The organism is Enterobacter pseudoroggenkampii, from assembly GCF_026420145.1.
Classification (GTDB): domain Bacteria; phylum Pseudomonadota; class Gammaproteobacteria; order Enterobacterales; family Enterobacteriaceae; genus Enterobacter; species Enterobacter pseudoroggenkampii.
On sequence record NZ_JAPMLV010000003.1, the window covers coordinates 115,674 to 133,314 of the forward strand.

The 17,641-nt window shown below is 54.8% G+C and carries 12 protein-coding genes, 1 tRNA gene and 1 pseudogene; 8 read left to right on the forward strand and 6 right to left on the reverse strand.

The genetic code is table 11. The annotated features are described in order from the left end of the window. Nucleotides 1-36: 36 nt before the first annotated feature. Both uraH and OTG14_RS16100 read right to left on the reverse strand, forming a co-directional pair. Nucleotides 37-447 carry a hydroxyisourate hydrolase gene (gene uraH, locus OTG14_RS16095; RefSeq protein ID WP_024906656.1) on the reverse strand — a complete coding sequence of 137 codons (411 nt, stop codon included), beginning with the start codon at nt 445-447 and terminating at the stop codon, nt 37-39. 99 nt (nt 448-546) lie between these two features. Next, on the reverse strand, nt 547-1,272 hold the full coding sequence (locus tag OTG14_RS16100) for a MerR family transcriptional regulator (RefSeq protein ID WP_032650677.1): 726 nt from the start codon (nt 1,270-1,272) through the stop codon (nt 547-549). Between the two features lie 117 nt (nt 1,273-1,389). Between OTG14_RS16100 and OTG14_RS16105 the strand changes: the two genes are divergently transcribed. From OTG14_RS16105 to OTG14_RS16125, 5 genes are all read left to right on the forward strand, one after another. Beyond that, on the forward strand, nt 1,390-1,914 hold the full coding sequence (locus tag OTG14_RS16105) for a lipocalin family protein (RefSeq protein ID WP_024906654.1): 525 nt from the start codon (nt 1,390-1,392) through the stop codon (nt 1,912-1,914). Between the two features lie 78 nt (nt 1,915-1,992). Next, entirely contained in the window at nt 1,993-3,039 is a 1,047-nt protein-coding gene (locus OTG14_RS16110) for a class I SAM-dependent methyltransferase (RefSeq protein WP_267215362.1), read from the forward strand. Between the two features lie 66 nt (nt 3,040-3,105). Beyond that, entirely contained in the window at nt 3,106-3,549 is a 444-nt protein-coding gene (locus tag OTG14_RS16115; RefSeq protein WP_024906652.1) for an acetyltransferase, read from the forward strand. Nucleotides 3,550-3,788: 239 nt separating this feature from the next. Beyond that, the gene (locus OTG14_RS16120; RefSeq protein ID WP_048992786.1) at nt 3,789-4,853 is read left to right on the forward strand and encodes a hypothetical protein; all 1,065 of its coding nucleotides are present in this window, start codon (nt 3,789-3,791) and stop codon (nt 4,851-4,853) included. Then, nucleotides 4,850-5,137, forward strand: coding sequence for a DUF6966 domain-containing protein (locus OTG14_RS16125; RefSeq protein ID WP_061716225.1), 288 nt, complete (start codon nt 4,850-4,852; stop codon nt 5,135-5,137). Before OTG14_RS16120 ends, OTG14_RS16125 begins: the two co-directional genes overlap by 4 nt. A gap of 187 nt (nt 5,138-5,324) precedes the next feature. On the opposite strand, the pseudogene rhuM reads toward OTG14_RS16125, so the two are convergent. Continuing rightward, a pseudogene (gene rhuM, locus OTG14_RS16130) lies at nt 5,325-5,536 on the reverse strand (RhuM family protein); the annotation flags it as partial. Nucleotides 5,537-5,670: 134 nt separating this feature from the next. On the opposite strand from rhuM, the gene OTG14_RS16135 reads away from it, so the two are divergent. Continuing rightward, the gene (locus tag OTG14_RS16135; RefSeq protein WP_267215363.1) at nt 5,671-6,090 is read left to right on the forward strand and encodes a toll/interleukin-1 receptor domain-containing protein; all 420 of its coding nucleotides are present in this window, start codon (nt 5,671-5,673) and stop codon (nt 6,088-6,090) included. Nucleotides 6,091-6,093: 3 nt separating this feature from the next. Here OTG14_RS16135 and OTG14_RS16140 read toward each other — a convergent pair. Continuing rightward, nucleotides 6,094-6,188: transfer RNA gene (locus OTG14_RS16140), tRNA-Sec, on the reverse strand. A 289-nt stretch (nt 6,189-6,477) separates the two neighbouring features. Between OTG14_RS16140 and OTG14_RS16145 the strand changes: the two genes are divergently transcribed. Continuing rightward, nucleotides 6,478-7,869 (forward strand): glycoside-pentoside-hexuronide family transporter, encoded by a 1,392-nt coding sequence (locus OTG14_RS16145; RefSeq protein WP_058653887.1) that lies wholly within the window; start codon nt 6,478-6,480, stop codon nt 7,867-7,869. Between the two features lie 12 nt (nt 7,870-7,881). Next, nucleotides 7,882-10,200: an alpha-xylosidase gene (yicI, locus tag OTG14_RS16150; protein ID WP_267215364.1), complete on the forward strand. Its 2,319-nt coding sequence runs from the start codon at nt 7,882-7,884 to the stop codon at nt 10,198-10,200. Between the two features lie 52 nt (nt 10,201-10,252). Here the strand turns inward: yicI and OTG14_RS16155 are convergent, their stop codons facing one another. Beyond that, a complete protein-coding gene (locus tag OTG14_RS16155; protein WP_342453704.1) occupies nt 10,253-15,682 on the reverse strand; it encodes an Ig-like domain-containing protein in 5,430 nt (1,809 codons plus the stop codon). Nucleotides 15,683-15,914: 232 nt separating this feature from the next. After that, nucleotides 15,915-17,615: an AsmA family protein gene (locus OTG14_RS16160; RefSeq protein WP_267215366.1), complete on the reverse strand. Its 1,701-nt coding sequence runs from the start codon at nt 17,613-17,615 to the stop codon at nt 15,915-15,917. Between the last annotated feature and the right edge of the window lie 26 nt (nt 17,616-17,641).

Sequence of the window (17,641 nt, forward strand, 5' to 3'; positions counted from 1 at the left end):
GAACTATTTTTTATAATCCTTTAAAATCAATGCGTCTTAACTGCCCTTGTAGGTCGAGTAACCGTACTGACTCAGCAGAAGCGGGATGTGCAGTTTCTCGTTTGTGCGGGTCACGGTAAACAGCACCGGGATCTCCGGGAAGAAGGAGTCGAGCTTTTTGCCGTGGAAGTAATCTGCGGTTTTGAAGGTCACTTTATACACGCCAGGCTGCATGTCCTGATCCTGCGGATAGAGCGATTTGATACGGCCGTCGTGGTCGGTTTTGCCGCTGGCAATCGGGGTCCATTTGTCCTGCTGCTGCTTCTCCAGCGTAACGGTCACGTCTGATGGCGGCATCCCGGTTTGCTGGTCGAGGATGTGTACGCTCAGGGTGCCGGCCGGGGCGCTAAAGGCGGCAGGGGCAAAGGCCATCGAGGCCAGGATCAGCAGAGGGGCAGTTTTTTTCATGGTGTTTTCCTGTGGGGTTATTCGTCACTGGAAAACGTTAGCATCTGCGGCGCGGGAAAATATTCAACTTTTCGTGAAGATTCCCGCAGGAGAAAATGATCAGAGGATAATCACTTCAAGCGATACCTGCTGCTGCCACTGCTCCAGCTGCTTTTTCCGCCCGGCGGTGAGTTTGCCGCTGGTGACCAGCAGCCATTTGCGCTCCGGGAAAATTTCCGGTGCCAGCGCGTCAGGCGGAACCGGCAGGATGTCGATCCGGTGGCCCTGTCCGGTGCGCGTTAGGGCTTCGAGCCAGATCTCGCACGGGTCGTTGAGGTGCCAGCCGCTGAGCAGAATATTATCGCCCGGCGCTTTTTTATCGCCTTCGAGGCAAAACGAGGTGTAGGCGATGAGGATGCCGTCGAGGATCGCGCGCAGGGTCATGGCGGCGGCGACGTTGGCCGAAACCTGGCTGCGCAGCGGGCGCAGCACGTTCGCGACCAGCTCCGGCCTTGGGTATTCACGTCCGGCGTCGTAAATCATCTGGCGCAGGGATTCGACTTTGCCGTCCTGCAGGCGTTGCAGCATGTTCTGCTGCAGGGTTTGCCAGTTGTTGGTCCGTCCCGGCGTCGGGCGTTCCAGCAGCGGTTTGACCTGGCCAATCGGAACGCCTTTTTTTACCCAGTCGAGGATTTTGAGCGCCTGCTGGACGTCCTCATCGCTGTACTGGCGGTGTCCGCCTTCCGTGCGCTGTGGCTTGAGTAAACCATAGCGACGCTGCCACGCCCGCAGGGTGGTGGCGGTGATGCCGCTGAGTCGGGCGAATTCGCCGATGGAGTAAGCCATGTCCGTGTCCAGAGTGGAGGAATACTCTCAATATACTACGGATTTTCCCGAACGGGATGAAGCGCCGAAACGGTGCACTACACTTAACGTCCAACCGTGCAAATGAAAGGAATTCTCATGAAGCTATGGCCTGTTGTGACCGGTGTTGCCATTGCGCTGACGCTGGTCGCCTGTAAATCCCCCACGCCGCCGAAGGGCGTGCAGCCGATTTCTGGTTTTGACGCCAGCCGCTATCTCGGCAAATGGTACGAGGTCGCCCGTCTGGAAAACCGCTTTGAACGCGGGCTGGAGCAGGTAACCGCCACCTACGGCAAGCGCAGCGACGGCGGCATCAGCGTGCTCAACCGGGGCTACGATCCGGTGAAGAACAAGTGGAATGAGAGCGAGGGGAAAGCGTACTTTACCGGCGAGCCGACCACGGCCGCGCTCAAGGTGTCGTTCTTCGGCCCGTTCTACGGCGGCTATAACGTGATCAAGCTCGACGATAAGTACCAGTACGCGCTGGTCAGCGGCCCGAACCGCGATTACCTGTGGATCCTGTCGCGCACGCCAACGATCCCGGATGCGGTGAAGCAGGATTACCTGAACATCGCGCGCAGTCTGGGCTTCCGGGTTGACCAGCTGGTGTGGGTGAAGCAATAAAAATCGTGCTTTCTTCCTGGGGCATTACTGGCCCGCCTGGATAGACTTCCGTTAAAAGCCTAACGGAGGGAAGACGACATGAACTGGCAGCCTTTTCGCGGCGATGCGCCGGAAAATATGACGATTTTTAGCGCGTCATTTCCCGACGTCAGCGACCAGTGGCCGATGAAAGACGACGCTGCCCGTGAGATCGCCTCCCTTGACCGCGCCCTGAAAGCCGATCCAGCGCTCCGGCCGCCGCGGGTGGAGTACGACGAAGGGGGGCAGGCCGTGCTTGTCCCGCAGAACCGCTATTCCGAACAGGCCTTTCGCAACCGCCCGGCGCTCACCGCGTGGCGCACCCGGCTGGTGCCCTCCGCGCTGGCGCTGTTTGTGGTGCAAAACCCGCTAGAAGATCGCCTGCCTGACGGCACTAAAATGGACAGCGACAGCCGCCAATGGTTTATCCACGCAAATGATGCTGTTGGCGTGCGTTCCCGCGCCAGGGTGCTGGCCGCGCTGGTGGATAAGTACATTCACAACGAGAGCGAGAACAACTGGGTCAGCCTCGCGAGCGGTGCCGCCATCCCGGTGCTGGAGGCGCTGCGTGAAGCAAAGCTCGACGGCCAGCAGGTCTATCTCACGCTGGTAGACAAAGACCCCGTTGCGCTCAGCTGGGCCGAAACCATGGCGGCGCAGGAAGGCATTGTGGTGGGTGAACAGCTGACGCTGCTCAGGCGCAACCTGCTCCATACGCTGGTGCGTAACGAGGACCTGCTGCTGGAGCTGGGCGAGCATCAGGCCGAACTGGTCGATGCGCTGGGGATCTTCGAATACTTCAATGATACCGATGCGGTGACTTTCCTCCAGCGCGCGCTGCGGCTGGTCAAGCCCGGCGGGGCGGTGATTGTGTCGAACATGCTCACCAGTAGCCCGCACATTGACTTTGTGCTGCGTGGTATCGGCTGGGAGGATATTCACCCGAGGACGCTGCAGCAGCTGCAGGATATCCACCTCGCGGCGGGCGTGCCGGTGGAAAACGTCACCGTGGTCGTGCCTAAGGACGGGGTGTACGCGGTGATGGAGATTAGGGTAGGGGATGAAAAACCGCACGGTCAGTTCCCTCTCCCTGAGGGAGAGGGTTAGGGTGAGGGGGGAACAGACCGCAAAGCGTGACTTGAAATAATTCGGTTTTCCAAACATGATCCCCCCATGAAAATAGAAACCGCACTCCCCTCACACTTCGAACGTCTGGTCGCGATCTGGGAATCCTCCGTCCGCGCCACCCATCATTTTTTGCAGGAAAGCGATATTGCGGCGCTGCGCCCGTTATTGCTTAACGCCTATCTGCCTAACCTCAAGGTCGTGATGGCCCGCGATGATGCAGGCGTTATTCACGGCTTTTTAGGCGTGGATGAAAACCGTATTGAAATGCTGTTTGTTGATGACGCGAGCCGGGGGAAGGGCGTCGGGAAATTTCTGCTGCAACACGCCATCGCAGCGTTCGGCGCGAACGAAGTGGACGTGAATGAGCAGAACCCGCAGGGCGTGGGATTTTATCGCCATATGGGGTTTGAGCAGGTCGGACGCTCGGAACTGGACGGGCAGGGGAATCCGTTTCCGCTGTTGCATATGCGGTTGGGTGGACAGGCTTAACGCCCTTGACCTGCTCCCCATTGATTAATACACAGTAATGCTGGCAATTTCTTCATCGACTTTGAGAGTAACTGCGAACTTCAGTTCCTCGCTCGTAGCGGACGTTTTCTGGTCCATCTCCGGTCAGACATAACCCAGGCAGGGTATGTGGTCAATCAACCGCGGGGCATTAGGGGTCTTTGCCTGTTGCCTGGAATGCGCAATAATTGGGCGTATAACGGCAGCGTAAAAGGGACACTATGCTTCATCACAGTCAGGCAATGTCACTGGACGACATCTACCTTGAGGACATTCCTCACATTATCCATCCGGACACTGCGGCAGGAGATCTCGCAGAAACTGCACTGCCCAACCGCATAATTCAGGAGTGGAATTTACCACAGGGCTACACCCGGTTTGTCAGCCGTTATCAACCGTTTCACTGGCAGCATCCGTGGATGGCATACCGTGACACTCTTGCCGACATCAAATCTGGGAAGCTCGTTCTGCTGAGAAAAGACATAACCGGGCATGCTATTTCGGGAGTGTTGACGACATCCGGTGACCTTCGCAATGATCTGCCGCTGTTCCTTCATACCCGGCTCAGCCATCTCCTGTCCCGGCAACTGAAACGCCCGGGATATCACGTTCGCCCGGCGGCACCTGCGCAACATGCTCAGGCTGCAAAAATCATCAACAGCAAAGCTGCTGGTCGCTTGTTGGCCGCGGGCGGGATCTATAATGGCAATATCGAGGGATTCCATCAGACCGCGCAGCAGCTCGGTGGCGATGCGCCAGCGGGTTACAATCAGGTTATGGACAATAAAGGGCTGGTTATTGCTGGCGCTTCTGTTGCTGCGGGTCTTGGCCTTGGCAGACTGGGGGCGGCGAGTGAGCTTAACAATCTCCATGTTCTGGGAAAAGTCGAGGGTGAATACTCGATGATAAAGCCCGGACCATTAAATGAGCGCTTTGCCGAAACATTCTCAGGCGGAGCTTACAAGGAAATAACATTGTCCCAGGACACCACATTTTTTAGAGGTGGTCAAAGCGGCACAGAGTTGGGTCGATTTTTCAGTTATGAACGACCTTTAGGAGTACTACAGACGCGTGTCGATAAAGCTGTGTTACCAAAATGGCCTGACGGTTCTGAATCTGTGATCGATAGTTTTTATGAGATAAAAATTCCTGCAGGATCGAAGGTATATGTCGGAGAGGTGGGCTACCAGTCTGATATTTTCCCTGGAGGTACTGAGCAAGTCGTAATCCCTGCGCCTTGGAATATTCCAGGCGTAGAGACGGTTAATTTTGGGGGATTGAAATGAAATCAGAAATACATACGTTACTTAATCAAATCATTGAATTACTTGTCTCTTGTGATGAAAGTGTTTGGTCAAAAAGACTAATTTATTATCGTGAGCACCTGGATTCTGATTATGACCAGGTCGTGTTAGGTATTAGGTCTATTTTCAGAGGGGCTGGTTCCTTTAACGACTTAATATTGCAAAATAACGGCAAAATGCTGCAAGCTGAAAACAATACCCTTAATGAGTTATCAGATAAGCTATACAGCTTAATAAAAGCAGAGATCTCAGAGCGTAATATCTGAAAGATTTCGCTGAAAATAACTGTCACAGGGCTGAATATCAGCCCTGTCCTGCTGCCCACCGGCAGTTACACGGAGTTAATCGTCGCGCTCAGCCTTGGATGACGCAGGCGTTATTCACGGCTTTTTAGGCATGGATGAAACCGCATTGAAATGCTGTTTGTGAATGATGCGAGCCGGGGGACCGGGATTAGCGCTTAGCCTGCTTATCCCATTTTAATAAGCCGACGATATCTTTCTCACCCTCGGCTTCTTTCAGCAGGCGCTGCTTTTTTTCAAACTCAATGTATTCTGAGCACGCCTTTTCATCAGCCACTTTCTTGCTGATCTTGCCTGCCCCTTCTAAAACGTCCGGTCGTTAAATTGCAGGAACTGCTCGAGTTTGGTTTGCCTGTCTCGTAATAAATCGTAAAGCTGAACTCACTAAACTGTGCTCTCCATACAATAAAATATCATATAAGAAATTGTGCAGTTATTTTTCAGAATTACATTACATTGAAACTACTCTTCTGGACCAAATTGTGGAGCAGCGCTATATGAATAAACCTAACAGGGCAAAAATTTTCATCTCTCATTCATCATTAGATAAACCGTTTGCAAAAATGTTATGTATGGACCTTGAAGCAAATGGGTATGCTCCTTGGTTGGATGAATGGGACATAAAAGTGGGGGAAAGTATTCCCGAGCTAATTTCAGACGGACTAGAAGAAGCTGATTTTGTAATTGTTATTCTTTCTGAAAATGTGGTTTCATCAAAATGGGTAGAAAGAGAATGGCAAACAAAATATTGGAATGAAATTCAACACAATTGTATTCATGTGCTTCCTTTACTTTTGAAAGATTGCAAAATACCTGAGTTGTTAAAAACAAAAAAATACGCAGATTTTAGAAATGATTTTAACAGTGGATTAAGGGACTTATTGGCAGCACTAGAAAGTTTGTATAAAAAGGAATGATTTTGGCGGAAGATCACAGGAGTCGAACCTGCCCGGGAACGCTGGCGTCCCCAACTGGATTTGAAGTCCAGCCACCTCACCGGAGATGACGATCTTCCGCGCCTCGATTGCTACATGGAGGCGGGGCGCATTATAGCTACTTTCAGGCATTTACCACATACCCCACACCACTTTTTTCACCTCTCTTTTGACCTGTACACCCCTGTTTCAGGTAATTCCTAAGAAAATCCTCATGTTAGCCCTTCTGCTTCCCAACATTTACCGCGATCACAAAAAACAAGAAACGTAATCTGCTAACCAGAAATCGCAATACCCGCCTTTGAAACAATGGTTTAAAACCAATGTAACCGGTCTCAGCGCCCCCTACAGCGTGAAGGATAAAAAAAGATGAGCGAAGTATTGTCAGTAAAAGAGAAGATTGGCTACGGCATGGGTGACGCCGCCAGCCACATCATTTTTGATAACGTTATGTTGTACATGATGTTTTTCTACACCGATATTTTCGGCATTCCCGCCGGGTTTGTCGGCACCATGTTCCTGCTGGCGCGCGCGCTGGATGCGATCTCCGACCCGTGCATGGGGCTGATTGCCGACCGCACCCGCAGCCGCTGGGGCAAGTTCCGACCGTGGATTTTGTTCGGCGCGATCCCGTTCGGCATTGTCTGCGTGCTGGCCTACACCACGCCGGACCTCAGCCTCAACGGTAAAATGGTTTATGCCGCCGTGACCTACACGCTGCTGACCCTGCTCTATACCGTGGTCAATATTCCTTACTGCGCGCTGGGCGGCGTGATCACCAGTGACCCGACGCAGCGTATCTCCCTTCAGTCCTGGCGCTTTGTGCTGGCGACGGCGGGCGGCATGCTCTCCACGGTGCTGATGATGCCGCTGGTGAAGCTGATTGGTGGCGACGATAAGGCGTTCGGCTTCCAGGGCGGCATCGCCGTGCTGTCGGTGGTCGCGTTCCTGATGCTGGCGTTCTGCTTCTTCACCACCAAAGAGCGCATCCAGGTGCCGCCGAGCACCACCTCCATGCGCGAAGACCTGCGCGATATCTGGCAAAACGACCAGTGGCGCATCGTCGGCGTGCTGACCATCCTCAACATCCTTGCCGTCTGCGTGCGCGGCGGTGCGATGATGTACTACTGCACCTGGATCATGGGCTCGCCGGAAGTGTTCGTCGCGTTCCTCACCACCTACTGCGTCGGCAACCTGATTGGCTCCGCGCTGGCGAAACCGCTCACCGACTGGAAGTGCAAGGTCAGCATCTTCTGGTGGACCAACGCCGCGCTGGCGGTGGTCAGCGTGGCGATGTTCTTCGTCCCGATGCATGCCACCGTGCTGATGTTCGCCTTTATCTTCGTCATCGGCGTGCTGCACCAGCTGGTGACGCCGATTCAGTGGGTGATGATGTCAGATACCGTCGACTACGGCGAATGGACCAACGGCAAACGCCTGACCGGCATCAGCTTTGCGGGCACGCTGTTCGTGCTGAAGCTCGGTCTGGCGCTGGGCGGGGCGATGATCGGCTGGATGCTGGCAGGCGGAGGCTACGACGCGGCAGCTAAAACCCAGAACAGCGCGACCATCAGCATCATTATCGGCCTGTTTACCCTGGCCCCGGCGGTCTGCTACGTGCTGAGCGCCATTATCGCCAAACGCTACTACACGCTGAAAACTCCTTTCCTGACCAAAATCCTGGGCGAGCTGGCGCAGGGCGCGCGCCGCAATCAGCAGGAGTTTGAAAACCTGCCGGTCAGCAAAGAATTACAGAACTAAGAGGACGAAAGTATGAAAATCAGTGATGGAAACTGGCTTATTCAACCGGGCCTGAACGTGACCTGTCCGGTTCAGGTGTTCGACGTGGAGCAGCAGGGCAATGACCTGGTGGTGTACGTGGCGCCGCGCGACGTGCGCGAACGCACCTGGCAGCTCGACACGTTGATGTTCACGGTGCGCCTGTTTGCCCCGCAGGAAGGGATTGTCGGGGTGCGCATTGAGCATTTCCAGGGCGCGCTGAACAACGGCCCGCACTATCCGCTGAACGTTCTGAAGGACGTGAAGGTAGAGATTGAAAACAACGCCGAGTTTGCCGAGCTGAAAAGCGGCAGCGTCAGCGTGCGCGTCACCAAAGGCGAGTTCTGGGCGCTGGATTTCCTGCGTAACGGCCAGCGCATTACCGGCAGCCAGCTGAAAAACAACGGCTACGTGCAGGATACCAACGCCGACCGCAATTACATGTTCGAACGTCTGGATCTGGGCGTGGGGGAAACGGTCTACGGCCTGGGTGAGCGCTTTACCGCGCTGGTGCGCAACGGCCAGACGGTCGAAACCTGGAACCGCGACGGCGGCACCAGCACCGAGCAGTCCTACAAAAATATCCCATTCTACCTGACCAACCGCGGCTACGGCGTGCTGGTGAATCATCCGGAAAACGTCTCGTTTGAAGTCGGCTCCGAGAAGGTCTCCAAAGTGCAGTTCAGCGTGGAGGGGGAATATCTTGAGTACTTCGTGATCGACGGCCCGACGCCGAAAGAGGTGCTGAACCGCTATACGCAGTTCACCGGGCGACCGGCGCTGCCGCCTGCGTGGTCATTTGGCCTGTGGCTCACCACCTCGTTCACCACCAACTACGACGAAGCGACGGTTAACAGCTTTATCGACGGCATGGCCGAGCGCAACCTGCCGCTGCACGTGTTCCACTTCGACTGCTTCTGGATGAAGGCCTTCCAGTGGTGCGATTTCGAGTGGGACCCGGTGACCTTCCCGGATCCGGAAGGAATGATCCGCCGCCTGAAGGAGAAAGGGCTGAAGGTCTGCGTGTGGATTAACCCGTACATTGGCCAGAAATCCCCGATCTTCCGTGAGCTGAAAGAGAAGGGCTACCTGCTCAAGCGCCCGGACGGCTCCCTGTGGCAGTGGGACAAATGGCAGCCGGGGCTGGCGATTTATGACTTTACCAACCCGGACGCGTGCCGGTGGTATGCCGACAGGCTGAAAGGCCTGGTGGATATCGGCGTCGACTGCTTCAAGACCGACTTCGGCGAGCGTATCCCGACGGACGTGCAGTGGTTTGACGGGTCCGATCCGCAGAAGATGCACAACCATTACGCCTACATCTATAACGAGCTGGTGTGGAACGTGCTGAAAGAGACGGTGGGGGAAGAAGAAGCGGTGCTGTTTGCCCGCTCCGCGTCCGTCGGGGCGCAGCAGTTCCCGGTGCACTGGGGCGGCGACTGCTACGCCAACTATGAATCTATGGCCGAGAGCCTGCGCGGCGGGCTGTCGACTGGCCTGTCCGGCTTCGGGTTCTGGAGCCACGATATCGGCGGGTTCGAAAACACCGCCCCGGCGCACGTCTACAAACGCTGGTGCGCGTTCGGGCTGTTCTCCAGCCACAGCCGCCTGCACGGCAGTAAATCCTACCGCGTGCCGTGGGCCTACGATGACGAGTCCTGCGACGTGGTGCGCCACTTCACGCAGCTGAAGTGTCAGCTGATGCCGTACCTGTACCGTCAGGCGGCGCTGGCCCGCGAGTTCGGTACGCCGATGCTGCGGGCGATGATGCTGGAGTTCCCGGACGATCCAGCGTGCGATTACCTCGATCGTCAGTACATGCTGGGGGATGCAATGATGGTGGCACCGGTGTTCTCCGAGGCGGGCGACGTGCAGTTCTACCTGCCGGAAGGCCGCTGGACGCACCTGTGGCACAACGACGAAATTCAGGGCAGCCGCTGGCATAAGCAGCAGCACGATTTCATGAGCCTGCCGGTCTATGTGCGCGACAACACGCTGCTGGCGCTGGGTAATAATAACCAGAAGCCGGACTATGCGTGGCACGAGGGGACGGCCTTCCAGCTGTTTAACCTGGACGATGGCGCTACGGCCACATGCGACGTGCCCGCGGCGGACGGTTCGGCGATCTTTACGCTGCAGGCGACGCGCAACGGCAACACCATTACCCTAAAAGGTGAAGGGGAGGCGCGGAACTGGTCGATCTGTCTACGCAATATACAGAAAATCCATGGAGTAAAAGGTGGTTCTCAGGCAGGTAGTGAGTGGGGGGTAGTGTTAAAAGCGCTCCAAAATGAGGTGATTATTCATCTTTAATTGTAGCTAACGTAATAAAAAGCGAGCCTTATGGCTCGCTTTTTGTTGGCGATCAGTTAACGGTTAAATCCATCGTTAATCGATATTCAAACGCCCAGGCGGTGTGCCAGTCTTTTCCGAAGAAATGGATCAATCCAGTGTAATGGCCCGGCGGAATGTCCTGGTTATCACTACGGCTCCACGTAAATTTGGCTCGGTAACCGTCTACGCTACACGTTATTGCTGCGTTAAGAGGGCGCTGTGAACAAGCCGATGTACGATAACCTTTAAGGTAGACTTCATATTGCTTACCGCTGTCGTCGATCAATGTGACGGGTGTTGAGACATCAGCGCTACCGCTTGCCTCCCAAACAAGCTGTGTGGGACCGGTGGTGGGGGAAGCGGTGACAAAGCCTAAACTCGAATAACCTTTAATCTCCGCGGAAGTATAGGTTGATGAATCCGTTGTCACATACCATGTATCTTCAATGGTGTTGATAAACTTCACCTGGCTATTTTCTAATGATGATGCATTGATCGATGCTGTCACCGTAGCCATGCCAATATCATTGCCGCTTAGTTTCACTGTAGCGACGCCTGAGCTGTTGGTATTGGTTGTTGACCCTGACAGCTTGTTCAACGTGGTTTGCCAGTTAATGGCGGCGCCAGGCACGCTGTTATGGTTCACATCCTCAATTTGAGTGGTGTAAGTAACAGAATCCGAGCCGTTAGCGAGCGCAGTGGTTTTGTCCACCGTCAGTGAAAGCAGCGTTGCCGTTTTCGCATCACCAATAAAGGTTACTTTCGCGGCGGACAGCGTTTTGCTATTGCCCGGTACCGTTGCCGTCACCACCGCATCACGTGCTTTAAGCGTATGTCCTGAAATGGACGCGATACCCTGCTCATTCGTGATGCTACTGCTGGCCGTAAGGATCAGATCAGAATCGTCGCTGCTCCAGTTAATCGCCGTTGACGGCAGGATGTTGCCGTTCGCATCCTTCACGGTGACCGACCAGGTCACCGTGTCGGTATTGTCCGCGACGGCCTGGGTTTTATCGGCCTTGATATTTGTGAGCGTGGCGGTTTCAACGTCCCCAATAATGTTCAGCGTTAAGGTTTGCTGAGCACTGTTGATACCTGCCCCGACAACCGTTGTACCGGCTTTGGTGTCTGTGTAAGTCACGCTGGTTAAGCCATTGCTGTCGGTGACGCTGCTGTCGGCTGGCAGGAATGCTCCTCCGTTGCTATCGGTACCCCAGTGTACCGTCGCGTTCGCAACGGGATTGTCGTTCGCGTCAGTGATCGTGGCCTGAAGCGTGACGAGATCTTTTCCTGCCACGATATCCGTTGTTTTGCTGGCAGTGATCTTCGCGACCTTCTCCGTGGTGCTGTCAGCGATAAAACGCATCGTTGCTGAGGATGTATTCACGCCATTAAACGTGGCGATCGCTTTGCACGAGACAATATTCCCTGAAGTTACGGATACAGTCGATTTGCCCTCGGTATTGGTGGGCACTGTGTTGGCAGAGAGGTGCGCAGAATCCGCCGGGTTAAGGCTCCATGCTACCTCGCCCTGGTTGATGAGGTTGCCGTAATCGTCCTTAACTGTAGCCGTTAAGTTAATCGCGTCCTTATCGTCGGCTATGGCATCGTAATCATATCCCGGAGAGGTGATCGAGACCACTTTCGCACTCACCTGGTCCGGCACGATGTCAAGCTGAATGGTTTTCTGGCTGTTATTCACGCTGCTTGCCGTCACGATTGTGGCCTGCGCGAGCGTGCCGCTAAAGGTAACTATCGCCTGTCCTTGGGCATCGGTAGTTGAGGTCGGCTCACTGAAGTTACCCGAGGTATTATTGGATGACCAATTGACTGCTGCGTTAGCAATAGGATGCCCAGATGCATCCTGCACCGTTGCCGTCAGGGTGACATTGTCTCTTCCCGCGGCAATGTCGTCCGTTTTACTTGCCGTAAGCGTCTGAATGGCGGCCAATCCGGTATCGGCGGTAAAGTTCACGGTTTCTGCATTTTCATCCATACCGTTGACTTTGGCGGTGACCACGTACTTTTCTACCAGGGTAGAGGTTAAGGAAACGGTCACCTTACCTGCGCTGTCAGAGGTGCTGCTGGTGGCTGACAGCTTGCCCGTGGTTGGGCTTACCGACCATTCTGCACTTACCCCTGTAACAGGGTTACTGTTGGCGTCGGTCACGGTGCCGGTATAGATTATGCTGTCCATGCCATTGGCGATCGCAGTGGTTTTATTCGTGGTGATGTTTCCTATCTGCGCGGTTGCGGAATCGCCGGTAAAGGTGGTAACCGGCGCATTCCACGCCGCGCCTGTCACCGCCTGAGCAGTCACGTTGACGTCACCAGCTTTCAGGGTTGTCACGGTTACCGTTGCGGTGCCGTTCACGTCCGTTTTGGTCGTTGCGGATGACAGTTTCGCCGTAGTGGGTATTGCCTTCCAGCTAACGTCCTGGCCATTAACCGGGTTACCCTGGGCATCTGTCACGGTGGCGGTGTAGGTGATCTGATCTTTACCATTGGCGATGGCCGTCGACTTATCCACCGTGACGTCCGTAACTTTTGCCGTCGCGGTGTCCGCGGTAAACAGGAGGTCAGGCGAATTAACCGCCCCGCCGGTTGTGGCGCTGGCTGAGACGACCACCTTACCCTGCGCGGACGAGACCAGCGTGACAATGGCATCCCCTTGCGGGTTAGTACTATTTTGCGCGGCGCTCAGCGAACCTTGTCCCTGCACGATTTTCCATTCGATGGCGCCGTTCGCAACAGGGTGCTCACTGGCATCGATAACGTGAGCCGTCAGCGTAATACGATCGTTCTGGTTGGCCACCGCCTGGGTTTTGTCCACGTTCAGCGACTGAACAGACGCCGTGGCGTTATCCGCAAGGAAACTAATGGTGGCGGAGGTTTGCGATTGTTTTCCCAGCACCGCGGTAACCGTCACGTTTTCTACCGCGGTTGATGTCAGATCGACAGTCGCTACACCCTGCGCGTCCGTGTTGGTGGCGCTAGCGGATAAGCTTGCGTCAGTACTGGACGTAGTCCAGTTAACGGGAATGTCCTGAGCCGGATTGTGATTGGCATCTTCAACCTTCACCGTGAAAGTGACGGCATCGTGGCCGTTGGCGAGCGCTGAGGCTTTACTGGACGTTACGCTGCTTAGGGTTGTGGTTTTAGCATCCGGCAGAAAAGTCAGCGTGCCTGATGTTAATGCCTCGCTGTTTCCCGTTGAGGCCGAAACAATGCCCTGCCCGGCTTTTGCTGACGTCAGGGTGACAGTCGCAATTCCATTCTCGTCGGTATTGCTCTTTTTATCCGCCAGGTGAGCGGTACCGCTGGCTGAATCGATCGCCCAGTCTACGGTCTGGTTCGCCAGCGGATGCTGGCTGGCATCGGTGACCATCGCGCTGACGGTGATAGCGTCCTGATTATCGGCACGGGCAACGGTTTTATCGGCATCAATTTGCAGGACCTGCGCGCTGCTGGTGTCGGCCGTAAACTGCAATGGCTGACTGTTCATGGATTCGCCGTTATCAAGCGTCGCGCTCACCGTAGCGCGTATGATTTGGCCGCTGGTGACAGAGGCGACGGCATTTCCCTGGCTATCTGTTGTGCTCACTGGCGCGCTTAGTATTGCGTCGGCGTTGTTGCTTTGCCAGTGCACTGTCATGCCCTGTACAGGATTATTCATCGCGTCTACCACGTGCGCCGTCAGCGAAATCGCGTCCTGACTGTTCGCCAGCGCGGTGGTTTTGGAGACGTCAATGGTGGCGAAATGCGCGTTGTCTTGCACTGCCGTCAGGTTAATGGTGGTGGTGCTGAGCTTCGTGGTTTGATTATAGAGCGGCTGGACGATAACCGCGCCAGGTCGCGTGCCCGCAGTGAAAGTACTCACGTATACGCCCGGATACTGCTCCCTAAACGCGCTGATTTTTTCCGCTACCGTTGAAGTGGAGGATACCTGGTTTTGCGTGTTGCGAATCAGCTCGGCGCTAAGGTTGCTGGCGAGTCCGGTAATTTTTTGCCCGCTGCCTGATGTAACTGTGACGTTCACTTGTGTTGTGCTGACGCTGTCTGCTGGCAGCGTTGTGCTGTCCGCCGTGGTTGTGGTGGCGATATCATTCAGATTAAAACCGCTCACGGCTACGGTCATATGGCTGACGTCAGATTTATTGCCCTGGTTGTCGTAGGCCGTGGCGGCAACAACGTACATATTCTTCTCGGCGCCATTTTGTATGTAATGCGGCATCGTGACCGTCCATGCGCCGTTTTTCTCGGTGATGCTGCCGCCGTTCTGGACCAGATTGTCATCCTGCCAGGAGATATGATCGAGAGGGTATTTGCTCTTCACCATGACGTTGACTGGCAGCTTTTCATCCTCTGTACCGGTTACTTTTTCCGGCACTTTGAGCGATATCAGCTCTTTCTTGCGGTAGTCCAGCACGATGGTGTTGTTGCGATTGACCAAATCGAGGCGACTGCCGAGCAGCGTACGGCGGTTTTTGACGTTATCGGCGTCGAGTTGAGCACTGAGTGGCGAGCCGAGCATCCAGTTAACCGCCATCTCGACCTGGGTATCGTTATGATCGCCTTTCCCCATTTTTTGGTTCACGCCAACGGAAAGGAGCGGAACCGGAGTGTAATTTACGCCCGCGGTCAATGCATAGGGATCGTGCTGGCGGTCATCGTCGCTGTCGCCAAACAGCGCCACGCTGTCGCCATAATATTGCTCCCAAATCAATTGCGCGCCGAGTTGCGGATAGGCCGGTAAATAACCTTCGGCCCGCACGTCATAGCCGCTGGCGACACGCTCTTCGTAATCCGTATGGTCTTTCGAATCTTTCCAGCCAGAAAGACGCTGATAGGCGTTGGCGCTCAGCTTGAGATAATCCCAGCCAAGCTCGCCGCCAATGCCCAGGCGCTGGTGGGTCACGCTTGAGATTTGCTGGTCATAAAAGGCGTTAACGCCCCACATCCAGCGGTCGGCGAAATAACGATAACCTGCCCCAGCGTTGATAATATTGCGATCGTCATCGCGTCTTCCGCCTAATTGCGTAAATAACAGGTTGTGTTTCCGATCATCATAAAGCGGCAGCAGGGCATCCAGACTCGCGCTCTCCAGCGACAGATCGTTATTGAGACCTAAATTTACCTTTGCCGTGCCAAACTGCTGAAGCCAGTTTTGTACTTCATTCGTGGCATAAGCCGATCCGTTATTAAGCGCAGAGTTAATTAACGCATCCGTTTTGTTATCCTGACTCAGCATAGAGCCCGTGCTGGACAGCACATTTGCGAGATTTTTACCTGCCTCATCTTCTTTATCTGTACCTGATGCTGGCCTGGAAACTGGCTCCGATGCTGATGGGATGGGCATTTCTGCTCTGGCGGGGAATGAAAATATAAATGAGTTAATAAACAGAAAGATAAGATGGACGCATATTTGCGTGCAGGCCATAAATCGTGCAGAAAAATGCATTGCTGGAGTCCTTTCCTGAGTAACGATAGAGAGGTGGTAAAGTCACCAGCAGCAGTATATTAAGATTTATCTAAGGTGTGTTTTAGGGTTTCTTATTTTTAATTTTATTTTTTCTAAATTAAAAAATAGTTAACGGTTAGTTAACTTTAAAACTTAAAAATAACTTTATTTATATAACCAGCCTCGTATTTTCAGGAGGCTGGTTATTGATTTAAAAAACAATATAACAATTTTATTCGCTGTTAGAAATATTAATATTTATGGGTGTTCCATTAACTAAATTTTGAGTAACTTGTTTTTTATCCATATTTATTGCGGTAAGCGTTCCATTAACCGAGGATTTAAGTGGCGCGTTAGCCTTTACGCTGCCGCTGGCGGTGAGCTGAATATTGCCGTCGCCCGCAATCGGCAGCGCAGGCCAGCCCCACTGCTGCAGTACGTTGAGCGGCACGCCGCGCCCGTTCAGGCTCACCGTAGTCTGCCGCTGCGGAAGCTGAGAAACCGTCGCCGTTGCTTCCAGAATACCTTTCTCGGTAAACGCGCTCAGGTCGGTAATGTTCACCGTGGCGGCGTTGGCATTCAGCGCCAGCGACGGACGGCGCACGTCCACGCGGTTGAAGGTCGCCGCCGCGCCGTTCAGGGTTGCGCTGCCGCCCCAGACGCCCCACTGGCGATCTTTCACCAGCTGCAGGTTTGCGCCATAGCCATCCAGAGAGGTGATCTGCCACGGGAAGGCGGGATCGATGTCGATCACCAGGTTGCGGCTCAGGCCGAATTTTTGCAGCGTGACGCTGTTCAGCCATTCCGGCAGAGGCTCCATCCACAGCGTCTTCCAGTTCTGCGGCAGGGTGTATTCCAGCCCGGCGATGGCGACATCGTCCAGCACCAGCGCTTTACCGTCGCGCAGCCAGTTGCCGGAGGTGCGCACCATGCCGCCCTCCCAGCGGGAAGTGAACTGACGCAGCGCCATGCCCTGCGGGGAAAACTCTGCATTCAGAATCGGGTCAAACAGATGCAGGGAGCCGTAGATAAACTCGCTGGCGTTCATCGACAGGCGGCCCTCCTGGCTCTGCCAGTCGCCTTTGCTGAGAGTCAGGTTGCGAAGGCTTAAGTCGAGATCGGTCACCGCCCAGTCCGGGCCCTGAAGCCGGGCGTCGGTCACGTCCAGACGACCAATCTGCAGAGAGGGAATGGTGGCCAGCGGCGCGAAGAAAGCCGTCAGCGTTTTATCGCTCTGCAGGCGGATTTCGTTCAGACGCATGGTGTCGATAATCCAGCTCCCGTCGGCGTTGCGCAGGGCGGAGCCGGTGAGTGAGCCGCGGGCCATATCGGCGCCAATCGTGTTCAGCACCACTTCCTTGCCGTTAAGCTGGCCCTCGATCAGCACGTTGGTGGCCGGTACGCCGTTCAGGGTCAGCGAGCCTGCGCTCATCTGAATCTGCGCGTTGTTCCCCAGCACGTTGCCCGCTTCCGGCTGCCACGGGCTGACGCCGCCCGTCACCTTCTGCGCGCTCAGGTCCCATTCGGTATTCGGGCTGTTAAAGGCCATGTTATTCAGCTGCAGGCGATCCGCCTGGAAAGGCAGCGGCGCCGTCTGCGGCGAGAGATTCAGCGTGCCGTCGAACAGGGTGATGGTGTCCATATGCAGCGGATCGGTTACCTGGCGGCTGCTCAGGCCGATATCCACTTTTTTGGCGACCAGCGTGGCGGGTTTACCATCCCGACCAAAGATGACATTTTCCAGAATAATGTGGGAAGGCGACGAAAAGCGGTGATTCATCTTGTCGAAACTGAGTTCGTAATCGGTATTCACCGTCACCCAGCTGCTGACCTGAGACGCGCCCCAGCGGGTCTGGAGCAGAATGTAGAGCGCCAGCATCACAATGAGCAGGGCTACCAGAAGATAGATGAGGAGCTTTCCAATAAATTTCATGGTCTTCCATCCCGCAAAACGCACAT

Excerpts from the sequence above, each read along its gene's own strand:
- OTG14_RS16160 (WP_267215366.1), bottom strand. The coding sequence starts at position 17,615 with ATGAAATTTATTGGAAAGCTCCTCATCTATCTTCTGGTAGCCCTGCTC.
- OTG14_RS16145 (WP_058653887.1), top strand. The coding sequence starts at position 6,478 with ATGAGCGAAGTATTGTCAGTAAAAGAGAAGATTGGCTACGGCATGGGT.
- OTG14_RS16125 (WP_061716225.1), top strand. The coding sequence starts at position 4,850 with ATGAAATCAGAAATACATACGTTACTTAATCAAATCATTGAATTACTT.
- OTG14_RS16115 (WP_024906652.1), top strand. The coding sequence starts at position 3,106 with ATGAAAATAGAAACCGCACTCCCCTCACACTTCGAACGTCTGGTCGCG.
- OTG14_RS16120 (WP_048992786.1), top strand. The coding sequence starts at position 3,789 with ATGCTTCATCACAGTCAGGCAATGTCACTGGACGACATCTACCTTGAG.
- yicI (WP_267215364.1), top strand. The coding sequence starts at position 7,882 with ATGAAAATCAGTGATGGAAACTGGCTTATTCAACCGGGCCTGAACGTG.
- OTG14_RS16155 (WP_342453704.1), bottom strand. The coding sequence starts at position 15,682 with ATGCATTTTTCTGCACGATTTATGGCCTGCACGCAAATATGCGTCCAT.
- OTG14_RS16135 (WP_267215363.1), top strand. The coding sequence starts at position 5,671 with ATGAATAAACCTAACAGGGCAAAAATTTTCATCTCTCATTCATCATTA.
- OTG14_RS16100 (WP_032650677.1), bottom strand. The coding sequence starts at position 1,272 with ATGGCTTACTCCATCGGCGAATTCGCCCGACTCAGCGGCATCACCGCC.
- OTG14_RS16105 (WP_024906654.1), top strand. The coding sequence starts at position 1,390 with ATGAAGCTATGGCCTGTTGTGACCGGTGTTGCCATTGCGCTGACGCTG.
- OTG14_RS16110 (WP_267215362.1), top strand. The coding sequence starts at position 1,993 with ATGAACTGGCAGCCTTTTCGCGGCGATGCGCCGGAAAATATGACGATT.
- uraH (WP_024906656.1), bottom strand. The coding sequence starts at position 447 with ATGAAAAAAACTGCCCCTCTGCTGATCCTGGCCTCGATGGCCTTTGCC.